Consider the following 13,371-nt stretch of genomic DNA (forward strand, 5'->3'; position numbering starts at 1 on the left):
TCATCGATTTTGCAGAACAGAGCTTCTAGACTGAGCATGGCGGGGTTGGGCTGAGTGTTGTTTTGGTTAATGCCTCAGCTTAACCAGCCCCGTCTTTCCTTCGCTCCCCTTATCCCGAATTCACGTTGAATTGAGGCTCATGAGCCTCACGAGTGGATGCGAATAAATGAATTTGGGGGCGATCACACTAGTCGATCGCCCCCAAATCGTTGCTGAATTGTTGAGATTGATCTGCCCTCAACTGTTCTGAGATCCAAGAACTGCGGAAGGCTAGCCTCGAAGGATCGATCTTCTCGCTTGGGCAGGTTTTGATGGGTCTTGGGCAGGTTTTTCGTGAATTCTTGCAAATCTGCCCCTTGGCGAATTTGCTACGGATTCGCTGGCGGATTCGCTGCGGGCGGTTTTGGACCAAAGTAAGCCTTGAACACTTCCTTCGCGATCGGGGCCGCCACAGCTCCCCCATAGCCAGCATTTTCCACGGCCACCGCCAGGGCAATTTGCGGTTGATCCACCGGGGCATAGCCCACATACATCGCGTTATTGGGGCCGCTGGGCACTTCGGCGGTTCCCGTTTTGCCAGCACTGGGGGGCAGACTGGGATCGTTGAGCACTTTGGCGGTTCCCTGACGCACCACGGCATTGAGTCCCTGGCGTACCACGTTTAGGGTTTCGGGTTTCAGGCCGATCGACTGGGGCTGAAAGTCCGGTTGGCTGGTTTGGTTAGCCAACAGGTGGGGAACCACACGCTTCCCCCCATTGGCGATCGCGGAAACGACCGTGGCCAGTTCCAGGGGCGTGGTTAAGACCAATCCTTGCCCGATCGACATACTGACCGTATCGCCCAGGTACCAGGGTTGACGATACAGAGTCTGTTTGGTAGCCGGTGTGGGCAACATGCCACGACTACCCAACAGCCCCAACTTCAGCGGCTGCCCAATGCCCAGCGCCTGGCCCCATTGGGCGATCGCCTCGGGGCCCGTTTTCATTCCCACTTGGTAATAGAAGGTATTGCTGCTGACTTCGAGGGCCCTGGCAAAGCCGATCGTGCCGTAGCCGCCGCCCCCATGCTCCCGAAACACCGTCCCCCCTAGCGACAGGGCCCCGGCAGTGCCCACCGTGGCATTCGGGCTATAGGCTCCCGACTCGATCGCCGCCACCGAAGTCACAATCTTGAACGTGCTGGCCGGAGGATAGCCCTGAAGGGCCCGATTCAACAGGGGGCGACTGGGGTCTTGGAGTTGGGCCCACTGGTCTTTAGTAATTCGCTGGGTAAACCAATTGGAGTCGAACGTAGGGCTGCTGGCCATGGCCAAAATGGCCCCCGTGCGGGGATCCATGGCCACCACTGCGCCGCGTCGGCCCTGAAGTCCCCGTTCCGCCGCCTGTTGCACGGCCAAATCCAGCGTTAACTGAAGGGGCTGACCCGGCTTCGGGGGGCGTTGGCCCGCTGGTCGCAGGAGACGGCCCTTGGCATCCGCTTCAATCCAATCGTAGCCCCAAGTGCCCCGCAGGGTCACTTCTGCCAATCGCTCAATGCCTGCCTTGCCCACGGTGGCTCCCATGGGCAAATCGGGGTTGTTTTTAATATCTTCGGGGCTGGCTTCCCCCAAATAGCCAATCACGTGGGCGGCGGTGGAACCGTGGGGATAGTCCCGCTCGGCTTCCACACGCACGGCGAGGATGCCTGCCCCCGGATCCAGTTCTGCCAGCCGGACAAATCCTTCGGGGGTCAGATCTCGAGCCACCCGAATGGGCATATCACCCCGGCCCTGCTGGCGCTGAGTGGCAATCTGTTGGGCAATGGCCGCAACGGGGCGATCAAAAATACTTTCCATCGGCTTCAGGATTCGCTGCCACTCGGCCGGGCTGTGGCGCTGGGGCGACAGATACACACTGCGAATTAAGCGACTCCGAGCGAGCACCTGGCCCTTGCGATCGAACAGGGTTCCCCGATCGGGAACCAAGGGCAACCCCCGCAATCGATTCCGCTCTGCGGCCTGGCGCTGCACAGCCCCTTCCACCAGTTGCAAACGACTGAGACGAAACGCCAAGGATCCGATCAACGCCGTTACCAAAGTCATCAAAACCAGGGCGCGGAAGGTTTGAGCGCGATCGGGCGCGGTCGATGGCGAGGCAAAGCCGCCCCTACGAATAGATACCAATCCCATAGCAAGTGCAAGCCAGCAGGGCTACCGACGACAAAGGGCCATTGCTTGTCTGATCCGCACCCAACCATCCCCCCTCGGGATAGGTCTTGCTCAACAACCGGTAACGAACATTACAAAACCCTGATGAGATCCAGTGCTAACTGTTAACCCAACGCAACCAGGGATATACAGCCCACTAGCCTGAGCGACCCCGGCTTTTGATAGGCTAGCCTTAAAAATGCCAACCACTGTTCTCTGGCTCTTGCAGGTGGGCAGTTCCAGGCTTTAGCGTGGCCTGTACAGGCACTTGCGCCAACGTGCAACCTCGTCCGGTGGCCGAACTCAGGGGTCAAGCTCAGCATTTTCCAGCCTGCAAGGGTCAGCCTGTGGATAACGCCCCACGGTGTTGTTCATCTCTGATCTAGCTCAGCCACCTGGCTTTTGCCCCGTTAGCCGGGTTGATAACCAGGTTGATAACTGGGTTGATAAAATGCCGATTTCGCCAGAGATATCGGCTTGCTGTGCAGGCCACGGCCAACCCTTCTATGCTTGGGTGTTGGTTGACCCCAACTTGGTTGCCAAACTTGGTTGCCAACTCCCAAGGAGCCAGATCCCTGGGGTGGTGATGGGATTGCAACACCCAGGCTAGAACCGGGCGATCGCTGAGATCCTGTGTGCAACAACTCCGATGCAAACCCGATCCCAACCTTGGGATTTTGAGGTGTGCCAAGGGGAAAGCCACAATGGCCCAGTGATCACCAAGACCTATAACGAATGCTCAAAGGGAGAGACTAGCCTTGAAAAAGATTGAAGCGATCGTGCGTCCTTTTAAATTGGACGATGTAAAAATTGCCCTCGTCAACGCCGGCATTGTCGGGATGACCGTTTCCGAAGTGCGCGGTTTTGGCCGCCAAAAGGGACAAACGGAGCGCTACCGGGGATCGGAGTACACCGTTGAGTTCTTGCAAAAACTGAAGATCGAAGTGGTGGTGGACGACAAGGACGTGGATATGGTCGTTGAGTGCATCATCACCGCGGCCCGCACCGGCGAAATTGGCGACGGTAAGATCTTCATCTCGCCCGTGGAACAAATCATCCGGATTCGGACTGGTGAGAAGAACCTAGAGGCGGTCTAGGGCAATGCCACCGCGCCAGGGAGGGGCACCCTCGCTCCTCGCTGGTGATGAATTGCGGGTAATGATTAGATTCTGTGCCTGAATTGCAAACGGCGGACTGAAGTGCCGTTTTGAGTTGACCGATGGGGGGCTGCTGGGCCCCGCGTCGGTTTTTGGTTCATGGGTCTTGGGGCGAAACGTGCTCGCGGCGATCTAGCGGAACGTGAAGCCCAAACGCTCCCAGGTGTCTGCCCCAACGATGCCATCAGGCGTGAGACCATAGGCAGATTGGGCCTGTTTGACGGCAATTTCGGTTTGGGGGCCAAACATACCGTCCGGTTGTCCCGCGTCAAAACCACGCATGTTTAATTCATGCTGGATGACCTGCACGAGGTTACCCCGATCGCCCAGTCGCAAAATATCACTGACCACTTGGTCGCTGGCCGGCACGCCGGGGCGTTCGGATTTAGCCGGTGGGTTATTGCTAGACAAGATATTTACCACTCCGAATCAACTGAAAGCCACTAAAACAACGGTCTTGAAGACTATCGCAGGATCTGCGATCGCTATGGTAGCGCTCGCTTTGGTGATTGCGGCGCTGGGCTGCGGGGGAAGGGCTAGGGTTGGCGCTGGCGGAGGATAAACTCGGCGATCGCCAAGTCCTGGGGTGTGGTGACTTTCAGGTTGGTTTCTTCGCCCATTACGATTTTTACGGGTAGGCCGCACCGCTCAAACAGGGCGGCATCGTCGGTGACTTCCCATTGTTCGGTCAAGCCCCGATCGTGGCAGGACTTGAGGGCGGCCACTTCAAAGCCTTGGGGCGTTTGGGCGGCCCAGAGGGTGGCGCGATCGGGTGTATTGCTAACGATTTGATTCGCATCCACTTGCTTAATCGTGTCCTTGACGGGAATCGCGGCGATCAATCCCGGACAGGTGGCTAGCTCTGCCGTGCATCGATCGAATAGTTCCGGGGTGGCCAAGCAACGGGCCCCATCGTGGATCAAAACCCGATCGGCTTCGGGGGGCAAGGCTTGCAGGCCGTTGTAAACCGAGGCTTGGCGGGTGTCGCCGCCTTGGATAAACACAACGGGCTTGGTCAGGTGCAGGCCCTGGGCGATCGCCTCGAAATCCGGCCGGTCGATCGGCTGACACATGATCCCAATCCAAGCGATCGACGGGCTAGCCTGGGCAGCCTTCAGCGTCCAAGCAAAGATCGTTTCGCCCGCTAGGTCAATCAGGAGTTTGTTGCGATCCGCGCCCATGCGCTTGCCGGAGCCGGCCGCCGGAATTAGGAGATACAAAATCGGTTTCCTAAACGATGTTGTGAATGTTGCGACTGAAGCAACTGTGATTGAGCAAATGGCCCGATCAAGATTCAATCGACTTTCTCGGGAATTCGCAAGGCTGTGGATGGGACTGCCCTAAACCCTGGAGTTGATTTGGGCGATCGAGTTGACCCCAGAGCAGATCCTTCTAAAATTGAGAGCGATTCCTTGCCGTAGCAATTGGAATTCGCCTGCGAAGGCCTCGCGGGTCGAAACGCCATCGCTTGCTATCGGTCTTTCAGGCTTCATTTCACAGATTTCGATATTGTTTTACCGCCGCTACTTGGCAACCCCGCGAGTTTTATGATGCAGATCCTCGCCCTCGTACCTGGTGGCATTGGCGACCAGATCTTATTTTTCCCCGCCCTGACCCAACTGAAGCAGACTTACCCCAAGGCACAGATTGACGTGGTGGTGGAACCGCGATCGGTTGCGGCCTACCAAGTCTGTGCGTCGGTGCGCGACACGATCGCCTTTGACTTCAAGGATCGCAACAGCCCCGCCGACTGGGGCAACCTGCTGGGCACAATCCGCGATCGAGAATATGACGCGGTGCTGTCGCTGGGTCGGCGGTGGGCCGTGGGGCTGCTGCTGTGGCTGACGGGGATTCCCAAACGCGTGGGCTATGCAGCCGGCGGCAAGATGTTTTTGACCGATCCCGTGCCCCTGAACCTGGAGCAATACGCGGGCGATCTCTACCACGACCTGGTGCGCGGCTTTGGGATCACAGCGCCCCGGCCTGCCCTGTCACTGCAAGTGCCCCAAAAGGAACTGGCCTGGGCTGAAGCAGAGCAAGCCCGCTTAGGCATCAAGGGCCAGGGTTATTTACTGGTGCATGGTGGCTCCAGTGCCATGGCCAAGCTGAAGGGCTTTGATAAGGTCTATCCGGTGGACTCCTGGAAGGCGGTGTTGACCAAGGTGCAGCAGGCCAAGCCGGAACTGCCGATCGTGCTGGTGAAGGGGCCCGATGATACGGATTTTGTGGCTACGTTGCAGACCGCTTGTCCGAGCCTGAAACTGGTGGCTCCCAACAACATTGGCCAGCTCGCAGCAATGACAGCGGGGGCGAATGTGATGCTCTGTGGCGACAGCGGCCCGATGCATATTTCCGTGGCCCTGGGCACTTACACGATCGCCCTGTTTGGCCCGACCGATCCCACCAAGCTGCTGCCGCCCGGTGACGATCGCTTCGTGGCCATCAAGTCCCCGACCGATCGGATGAGTGACATTCCCCCCAGCGCCATTTTGGAGAAGTTGGGTGTCTAGACCGGCAGTATTTCTCGATCGCGACGGCGTATTAAACCAAGAGGCGGGCTACATTCACCGCCTCGAAGACCTGCACCTAATCCCCGGCACGGCCCAAGCGGTGCGCCAACTGAACGAGGCGGGCTGGTTTTGCTGTTTGGCTTCCAACCAAGCCGGCCCGGCCCGGGGCTACTATCCCCAATCCCACGTGGACGCGCTGCACGATCGGCTCTGTCGCCTGCTCGATCAAGAAGCCGGAGCCAAGCTGGATGCGCTCTATTACTGCCCATACCTAAGCGGCCCCGAAGGCGGTAAGGATCCCGAATTCACCCGCTACAGCACCTGGCGCAAACCCAACACCGGAATGCTGGTCGCCGCCGCCTGGGATTGGGATTTGGACTTGTCGCGCAGTGTGATGGTGGGTGACAAGGCAACGGACATTGACCTGGCCAAGAATGCCGGTTGTACGGGCATTTTGGTGACGACGGGGTTTGGGGAGCAGGTGTTGGCGGGCAACTATCAACACGCGACTCAGCCGGATTTTGTGGCGGCTAATTTGCTAGAAGCGGTGTGGTGGATTTTGCGATCGCCCCGATCGTCCCAATTGCCCAACGGCTTTGAACGGCTTTGATGATTCAATCTCAAGCGGGCGATCGGGGGGAGATCACCCACTTGCCCCCTAAGCTTTGGAGCGATCGCGCCGATCGGGCTGCGGAGACATCTCCGGCATAAAGGTTGGCACCAGGTTTGGCTCCCGATGTTTCACGGCTGTCACCTCCGGTGGCAACTCCGATAGCTGGGCAGCGCCATCGGTTGCCTCATCCTGTGGTAACCAGCCCACCAACGGCAACGGCAACAGGGTTGACAAGTTGGCGATCGTCACCAACAACCACAAGCGATCGAAGTGGGTTTCATCCACCCCCAACCAATGGGTCAGCAGGGCCCCAAACTCACTGGACACCGCCCCCGCCAGGTTATAAACCGACATCAGCAGCGCAAACAGCGTCGCCTCCACCCCCGGCGGACAAAGCCGCGCCGACAGCACCAACACCGGCATGAAGGTAATTTGCCCCGCCACAGTCAAAATCAGGCTATCGCCCAAGCTAAACCAGCGGTCATCAATGCCCAAAGCCCGGTTGGCATGGGTAACCAACAGCAGCGTTGTCATTCCCAACGCCGTGGAAGCCAACGTGCTCCAGAGGAAAATCTTGCGGAAAGGCACGGTTTTGAAGAACCGCTGGAATGCCCAAACCCCAATCAAGGCCGCCACACTGGTCACCAGTCGCACCCGCCCCAAAAACTCTGGCGGAAACTGCAACTCATTGGTGGTGAAGTAGAAAAACGCCGTATCCGATGAGGGCGTGGCCTGCCAGAGAAACAGAAACAACGTGGGCAGCCAAATCGCCTTTTGGGAAACTGCTTGCCACAAATCCCGTGCCTGCTGTTGAACCACGCTCAGGTCTGGGCGAGTGGTTAAAGGCGCTTCGTGGATCGCAAAGGCCCCAAAGCAAACCAGCAGCGGAAACATGGAGGTCATCCAAAACACCGTTTGGGCGCTGAACTGCTCCAACAACACGCCGCTGAGATAGGCCGTCAACAAGCCCCCCAGCGCCGAAACCCCCCAGCAAAGGGATTGCAGCGATCCGGCCGTGCCCGTGGACTCATTGCGGGCCCGTTCCACCACCAAAGAATCGGCAATCACATCGCTGACGGCCACGGACAGGGAAGACAGGGCAATGGCCAGCATGGCCGTCCAGCCCGTATGCACCACCGTGGCCATCGCCACCCAAGCCAAGGCCCCGCCAATGCCCGAGAGAATGAGGTAGGGTCGCCGCCGGTAGCCGAAAATAGGCAACCCGTCAGACATGAACCCAAACAGCGGTTTCACCATCCAGGGAATGGCCACAACCCCCATCAGGGCCGCCACTTCCGCCGGACTCAGGTGCAACTCATCCTTCAAAAAGAAACTGACGGCCAAACGAGCCAGTCCCAAAATGCCCTGCACCAGATACACCAGCAAAATGGCAATCAGTTCCGGGGTTGGCTCGTTGCCAAAGAAAAGCTTTTCAACGATCGCCGAGCGCAGACCAGGCGATCGCTCGGCTGGCACATCCTGAGGTGCGATCGCGTCGGAGCCGGAACTAATGTTTTGGTTCGGTGCAATGGCCATTGATAAGTTTCTAGCAAAAAAACTTCATAATTCTAAGCCTCTCCATCATAGCGGGCTTCCCCGACCCGATCGGCAACCCAGCAGGCAGACGGTCTCGTCTCTCGCACCAAGAGACCCAAACTCAAGCCCATGAAATTAAATTCACATTGGGTCTGTACCTGTGGAATTTGTGCCAGTTGAGTCTATATCTGTATCTGTGGATAAATAAGATTTTTCTTCAAACGATGGGCAAAATGACGGTTTCGAAGCGGAATTTCCATCCTCAAGGACTCAAAATTGGTTGCTTTATTGGGCTAATTATTTTGGGATTACTCGGTAACTACTACCGAGCAAATTTATTTTTAGGTGTTGATTTTATCTTTGGAAGCGCAGCCGCTCTGCTGGCTGCGCGGTTCTATGGGCCCCTTTGGGGTGGCCTCGCCGGGGCAGCGATCGGGAGCTATACCTGGGTGCTTTGGGGCCATCCCTACGCCATGATGATCTTCACGGCGGAGGCAGCCCTAGTGGGGTGGGTTCGCCAGCGCCATCGCCAAAGCCTGCTGTTGCTGGATGGTCTTTACTGGCTGGTGGTGGGATCGTTGTTGGTGGCTCTGTTTTATGGGGCCGTGTTGCAGGTGGGCGCTTTGCAAGTGCAGCTCATTTTGCTGAAGCAAGCCTTGAATGGGGTCTGTAATGCTTTAATTGCCAGCGGCATCCTTGGAATTTTTTCTTTTTTAGGACAGCGGTTCCCGCAAAAGTTTCAATCGGTTCGCTGGCCATTACGGGATGTTTTGAACGATATTTTGGTGGCCTTTGTGTTGCTGCCGATCATGTTGCTCTTCACCTTAGATGCCAACCGAATGTTGGTGGACTTGGAGCGATCGGTCAGGATGGATTTGCAACTGGCAGGTGCTCCAATCATTGAGCAAATTCGCAATTGGCAGCGACAAATTTGGGAAACGGCCACGGATTTTTCCCAACTCAAAGCGGAGTCCTTGACCGAAACTCAATTAATTACGGCCTTGGAACGAAATGTGCTGATTGACGGTCTTTGGGTGCTGGATTCCAAACTACGTTTTCTGACCCAGGCGACCAATAATCCTGATGTGTCCCTCAGCCGCCAAACCCTATCTCAGTTGGAGCTACGTGAAAGTCAACCCAATCAGCTCCAGCCCTGGCAAATTTTGGCAATTCCGAAGGCCAAAACCGGCAACGAGCATCAGCTCTGGTTGGTGCGTCCTTTAACCCAGGGGTTGGAGTCCACGGGATTTTTAATTGCCCATCTGCGGTTCGATCGATTCATTGATGCGCTCACGAGTCCGGTGAAAATTTACGATCGGGCGGTGGGCGCTGTGTTGGTCAATGAAAACCAGCAAGTGGTGGGCAGTGTGAACCCCGCCTATGAGCCGCAGGATGTTTTTAATCTCAAGCAACCGAAGGTTTGGGTGCGGCGACTGGGAGCCGACAGCACCGAGTTTTATCAGGTTTTGACCAACGATCCCGATCGGCCGTCGATGGTGCGTGCTCGCCAGTCAACCTATTGGCTTGATAGGACTCTGCCGGGTGATTTGGGTTGGCACTTGTGGATTTCATTCCCCGCGCAGCCCCACATGGATGATTTGCAGGTGGCCTATAACCAACGGTTTGGCATTGTGCTGCTGGTGGTTTATGGCAGTATGCTGGCGGCCTATTGGGTGAGCAAGGCTTTGGTTCAACCGTTGCAAGTTTTGGCAAGAATTACCACAGATTTGCCCGATCACGTGAAGAACCAACAGGATATCCATTGGCCCCAAAGTCCCGTCTTGGAATTTGATCAACTGGCAACCAATGGGCAGCTAATGGCTGAAAGCTTGCAGGAAAAATTTCTGGAAATTCACCAGGCGAATGAGCAATTGGAACAACGGGTTGCGGAGCGAACGGAGGACTTGGAAGCAACCCTCAGCCAACTGAAACAAACCCAAACCCAGCTTGTTCAAACGGAAAAAATGTCAAGCTTGGGAGGATTGGTGGCAGGGGTAGCCCATGAAATCAACAATCCTATTAACTTCATTGCGGGCAATTTAACCCATGCGGAAGAATATGTTCAAAGTCTGCTGAAGGCGATGAGTTTGTTTGACACTTTCTATCCAGACCCAGAGCCAACCTTGCGCGAAGCTTTAGAGGAGTTGGAGCTGGATTTCTTGGTTGAAGATTTGCCAAAAACCTTTCAATCGATGCAGTTGGGTGCGCGGCGCGTGCAAGACATTGTGCAGTCGTTGCGGACTTTTTCTCGAATCGATCGAGCAGAGTTGCAAACGTTTGACTTACATGAGGGCATTGATAGCACATTAATTATTTTGCAAAACCGGCTGAAGGGCCGCTCCGATCGCTTGGCCATTGAGGTGATTAAGCAATATGGCCCATTGCCGTTGGTGGAATGCTACGGAGGACATCTGAACCAGGTGTTTATGAATTTGTTGGTGAATGCGATCGATGCGATCGACCTGCGGGATGCGGGCCGAACCCTTGCGGACATGCGCCAAAATCCCAGCCGCATTGAAATCACCACGGCCACGTTAAATCAGCAATTGGTGATTGTTCGGTTTCGAGACAATGGCCCAGGAATGCCGCCGGAGGTACGCGATCAAATTTTTGAGCCGTTTTTCACCACCAAACCCACGGGCAAAGGCACGGGCTTGGGCCTGTCCATTAGCTATCAAGTGATTGTGGAACAGCACGGAGGGGCGCTAACTTGCCAGTCCAGTCCCGATTGGGGCACGGAGTTTTACATTGAGTTGCCGATTCGCGGATCCACCAAGCCTCAAAACGCGGCCCAACCGGGGCCCCGATCCACAGCGGCGGTGTAGCCCGGTTCGATCGCCCTCCCCAATCAGCCATTTCCCCACAGCAGGCTGAAAAACCCTGGAAATCTTGCGATGATGGGGCTGATTTTTAGGCCTTGCTTCAGGAGTCGATCGTGCCCTCGCGTCGTACCGTCACCCGCTGGATTGCCCAAGGGGGATTGTTGGGATCCATGGGAGCCGCCATGGGCCAGCGGGCCAGCGAGCTGCGGCAACAGGCCGAGGCCGCACCGTTAATTCCTGGACAACCCGCCGCCTGGGCCGATCGCCTGCGGATGGCCGATCGCTTGGCCCAAGAACAGTTGGCCGCCGCCCAAGATCCCCGCGCCGAAGTGGAACTGCTGATTCCCAGCTTTTTGGGTAACCAAGCCCGCCGGTTCTATGGCCGAGGCATTCCCCAGGGATTGGGGGTACGGCGCAAGTTCTTTTTGGGATCCGGCGCAACGAGAATTGGGCGGCGATTGGAGGTTTGGAGCGGTGCTGGCTGGACGGGGCAATGCACCCTCGTGCGCGATCGGGGACGAGACTATTTGCTGATTGGCGCGTTTGACCACCACCTGCGCAAAATTGACCTGCAAAATTGGCAAGAGGTTTGGCGCTATCGATTTGACGACGTGCTGAAGGGGACAGCCACGATCTACATCGATCGCACCGCACCACCGCTCAATCAAGTGATTGTGCTTCAGGGCAGTCGCCAGGGGGTGAATGTGCCCTTTACGGCGCGGGTGGTTCCCAGTTTGCGGGCCATTTCCTTTCGCACGGGCCAAGAGTTGTGGCGGTGGAACGTGCGCCAAACCGCCAGCTACAGCCGCGACAACGACAGCAGCCCCCTCGATTTGCGCAATGGGCTGCTGTTTAATGTGGGCGAAAACGGGATTGGCTCCTTTTTGGGGGCCGCGCTGAACACGGTCACCCAACGGGACGGCATCACCCAACCGGCGATCGCAGGGGAACTGCTGTTTTATACACCGAGCGATGCGGTTCGCCACGGCGGCAACCTGGTAGCGGAATCTTCCCCGTCGCGGCTGGGCGATCGGCTATTTGTGGCGGCTGGCTCCGGTCACATTTACGGCGTTGACCTGAACAGTCGGAAAATTGACTGGGATTTCTTCACCGGTACGGATATTGACGGAACGGCGGTAGTTTCTCGCGATGGCAAGCTCTTTTGTGCGATCGAGCGGCAATATGCATCCGGGCCCGGCGGTCTTTTTAAATTGAATCCGGCCAGGCCGCCCGCCGAGGCCGTGGAATGGTTTTTACCCACCGGCTCCTTGCGCTATCAAGATTGGCAGGGTGGAATTATCGGCTCAGCGGCCCTGAATGATGACTATCGCGATCGGGGACAGCCGCCCCTGTTTGCCACGGGGGCGATCGATGGAATTCTCTACATTGGCTCCCAGTTACGCACCACCGGCCTGGCCCACTGGGGGCCACAGCGAGATGGGCCACACAACTCGCCCTACGTGGCCTTTCAAACCCGAATTGGCCCCACCATTTCCACCCCGATTTTCACGGAGGGCGATCGCCTCGTGGCCGCCAGCTACGACGGGGTGCGGCTGTTTCAGTTGCGCTTTTTGCCCACCCAGTCCCAAGATCCGGCCGCTTTGCCCAATGGTCGGGGCCAGTGGTTTCGCCTGGAGGTCACTCTGTTGGCGCACTTTGCCCCGGGATCTTCCTTTGAGGCCACCCCGATCGTCTGGGATGGAACGGTCTATCTGAGTGGGCGCGATGGCTGGCTCTATGCCCTCGGCTAGTTGATCTTGGCGAGGCCCAAAACCCCACAGCAGCAAGGCTTGTGTTGATCGAGTTCGATTTTGCAAAGCTCACCCTACTGACTCATTGCAAATCTCGATATTCAATTCTGCTGCCAAGCTTTGATCTCGATGGCTGATCCCGATCGGGTCAGGTTTGCATAATTTTTTGAAGCTTTCTCGATAGATGACTAGTACAAATTTTTGAATGCAAAACAAGACGTAAAACGAAACGGATGATTATGCGCCGTCTTCGTCAATCCTCGTCCTCTATTTTGCACTGAATTAACTTGACCTTGGGGGTCAACCAAAAGCAGCTTTCTTCATCAAAAGCTGTGCGGATTTGTGCTGTCTGAAATTTTCATCCTTTCAGGATCATCGATCAGGGAATTGAGCATGTGTTACGTTGTCGAATTGCCCGATGGCTCCTACTATGTTCCCAATGGTTCAGTGCCCGACGCTTGCAAAGCAATCCACTTTACCGACAAAGACGAGGCCGCCGCGATCGCCAAGGCCAAAAAAGGGAAGGTCAAAGTCTGCACCTTAAAGGATGCCGCACCACCACCGAAGGACAACAGCCAGCTTTGGGTGATGGGACTAATTTTCATTGGAATTGCAACCTTTCGGGATCCCACCAATTTAGAAATTTTGCAGCGAATTACGCAATTGGATCAGCCTAGCAATGGAGTCACAGCCGGGACAGTACAATTCACCTCTTCTTGGTCAGATTGTCTATGGTTTTGAGATCGGTTAAAGACTGGTTTTTAGACTGGTTCTGGAAGCATCCTGATCCAATTTT

The 13,371-nt window shown here is 56.4% G+C and carries 10 protein-coding genes; 6 read left to right on the forward strand and 4 right to left on the reverse strand.

Going from position 1 to position 13,371, the window contains the following annotated elements:
• Window positions 1-368: 368 nt before the first annotated feature.
• Window positions 369-2,168 (reverse strand): penicillin-binding protein 2, encoded by a 1,800-nt coding sequence (mrdA, locus tag VPK24_RS03560; RefSeq protein ID WP_393010773.1) that lies wholly within the window; start codon window positions 2,166-2,168, stop codon window positions 369-371.
• Between the two features lie 776 nt (window positions 2,169-2,944).
• Between mrdA and VPK24_RS03565 the strand changes: the two genes are divergently transcribed.
• Window positions 2,945-3,283: a P-II family nitrogen regulator gene (locus tag VPK24_RS03565; RefSeq protein ID WP_099533361.1), complete on the forward strand. Its 339-nt coding sequence runs from the start codon at window positions 2,945-2,947 to the stop codon at window positions 3,281-3,283.
• A 192-nt stretch (window positions 3,284-3,475) separates the two neighbouring features.
• Here the strand turns inward: VPK24_RS03565 and VPK24_RS03570 are convergent, their stop codons facing one another.
• Complete coding sequence (locus VPK24_RS03570) at window positions 3,476-3,754, reverse strand: peptidoglycan-binding domain-containing protein (protein ID WP_393010775.1); 279 nt, start codon at window positions 3,752-3,754, stop codon at window positions 3,476-3,478.
• Between the two features lie 125 nt (window positions 3,755-3,879).
• Entirely contained in the window at window positions 3,880-4,563 is a 684-nt protein-coding gene (ispD, locus tag VPK24_RS03575; RefSeq protein WP_393010777.1) for a 2-C-methyl-D-erythritol 4-phosphate cytidylyltransferase, read from the reverse strand.
• A gap of 330 nt (window positions 4,564-4,893) precedes the next feature.
• Between ispD and VPK24_RS03580 the strand changes: the two genes are divergently transcribed.
• Both VPK24_RS03580 and VPK24_RS03585 read left to right on the forward strand, forming a co-directional pair.
• Window positions 4,894-5,853: a glycosyltransferase family 9 protein gene (locus tag VPK24_RS03580; protein ID WP_190526199.1), complete on the forward strand. Its 960-nt coding sequence runs from the start codon at window positions 4,894-4,896 to the stop codon at window positions 5,851-5,853.
• Window positions 5,846-6,463 (forward strand): D-glycero-alpha-D-manno-heptose-1,7-bisphosphate 7-phosphatase, encoded by a 618-nt coding sequence (locus tag VPK24_RS03585; protein ID WP_190525970.1) that lies wholly within the window; start codon window positions 5,846-5,848, stop codon window positions 6,461-6,463. Before VPK24_RS03580 ends, VPK24_RS03585 begins: the two co-directional genes overlap by 8 nt.
• A gap of 48 nt (window positions 6,464-6,511) precedes the next feature.
• Here the strand turns inward: VPK24_RS03585 and VPK24_RS03590 are convergent, their stop codons facing one another.
• Complete coding sequence (locus VPK24_RS03590; RefSeq protein WP_393010780.1) at window positions 6,512-8,002, reverse strand: folate/biopterin family MFS transporter; 1,491 nt, start codon at window positions 8,000-8,002, stop codon at window positions 6,512-6,514.
• 233 nt (window positions 8,003-8,235) lie between these two features.
• Here VPK24_RS03590 and VPK24_RS03595 point away from each other — a divergent pair, with 233 nt between their 5' ends.
• From VPK24_RS03595 to VPK24_RS03605, 3 genes are all read left to right on the forward strand, one after another.
• Entirely contained in the window at window positions 8,236-10,827 is a 2,592-nt protein-coding gene (locus VPK24_RS03595; RefSeq protein WP_393010782.1) for a sensor histidine kinase, read from the forward strand.
• Between the two features lie 110 nt (window positions 10,828-10,937).
• Window positions 10,938-12,575: a PQQ-binding-like beta-propeller repeat protein gene (locus VPK24_RS03600; protein ID WP_393010784.1), complete on the forward strand. Its 1,638-nt coding sequence runs from the start codon at window positions 10,938-10,940 to the stop codon at window positions 12,573-12,575.
• A 393-nt stretch (window positions 12,576-12,968) separates the two neighbouring features.
• Window positions 12,969-13,316 carry a hypothetical protein gene (locus VPK24_RS03605; protein WP_393010786.1) on the forward strand — a complete coding sequence of 116 codons (348 nt, stop codon included), beginning with the start codon at window positions 12,969-12,971 and terminating at the stop codon, window positions 13,314-13,316.
• Window positions 13,317-13,371: the final 55 nt, after the last annotated feature.

Origin of the sequence: Limnothrix redekei LRLZ20PSL1, assembly GCF_043235035.1 — a bacterium.
GTDB lineage: Bacteria > Cyanobacteriota > Cyanobacteriia > CACIAM-69d > CACIAM-69d > CACIAM-69d.